The sequence below is a fragment of the Stenotrophomonas sp. GbtcB23 genome (assembly GCF_019091045.1).
GTDB lineage: Bacteria > Pseudomonadota > Gammaproteobacteria > Xanthomonadales > Xanthomonadaceae > Stenotrophomonas > Stenotrophomonas rhizophila_A.
The window spans coordinates 1-289 of record NZ_JAGXKC010000340.1; the positions used below are offsets into that span (position 1 = coordinate 1).

1 tRNA gene is annotated in these 289 nt (G+C 50.5%); it reads right to left on the bottom strand.

Annotation, left to right across the window (positions count from 1 at the left end):
* Positions 1-206: 206 nt before the first annotated feature.
* Positions 207-282 (bottom strand) — tRNA-Thr (locus KVS69_RS19350).
* Positions 283-289 lie beyond the last annotated feature (7 nt).

Here is a 289-nt window from a genome sequence, read left to right on the forward strand (position 1 = left end):
TGCATAGAGAGGCCTCCCCCATTCCTCTCGTGGATCAGTTGAATTTGAATATTCTAATATACTAAGTCAACAGAAAATCTGTAACGATAAAAAGTCTGTAATTTCAGAGATGTCGGTGTGAGTGGACGTCGGAGGGGCGCTTGCCGAAGGGCTCGCCATATCGGCCTTCTAGGGCAGGAAATTTCGGACAACTGCCGGAAGGGAAGTGGTGCCGCTTAGGTGACTCGAACACCTGACCCCATCATTACGAATGATGTGCTCTACCGACTGGGCTAAAGCGGCACGGAGC